Source organism: Rhodococcus sp. ENV425, from assembly GCF_002887785.1.
Classification (GTDB): domain Bacteria; phylum Actinomycetota; class Actinomycetes; order Mycobacteriales; family Mycobacteriaceae; genus Rhodococcus; species Rhodococcus aetherivorans.
On sequence record NZ_PCZU01000270.1, the window covers coordinates 1 to 297 of the forward strand.

Consider the following 297-nt stretch of genomic DNA (forward strand, 5'->3'; position numbering starts at 1 on the left):
GTCGCCTGCGAGGTCGCCACGTGGCTGCGCGAGCTGGGCACCGAGGACCTGACGATGCTGGTGCGCGGGGAGCGGCTGCTCGCCCGCACCGAACCGTTCGCCGGCGACGCGGTCGCCGCGGCGCTGCGCGAGCACGGCGTGCGGCTGCGGTTCGGCACCACGGTGGCGGAGGTGTCCCGCCCGGACGTCGCGGACACCGGCGTGGGGCGCCTCCACGGCGGCCCGGTGCGGCTGCGTCTCGACGACGGCGGCGACCTCGAGGTCGACGAGCTGATCGTCGCGACCGGACGCCGGCCC

1 protein-coding gene is annotated in these 297 nt (G+C 77.8%); it reads left to right on the forward strand.

Annotation, left to right across the window (positions count from 1 at the left end):
- A partial coding sequence (locus tag CQZ88_RS31825) for an FAD-dependent oxidoreductase (RefSeq protein WP_258008775.1) occupies positions 1 to 297 on the forward strand: 297 nt, incomplete at both ends.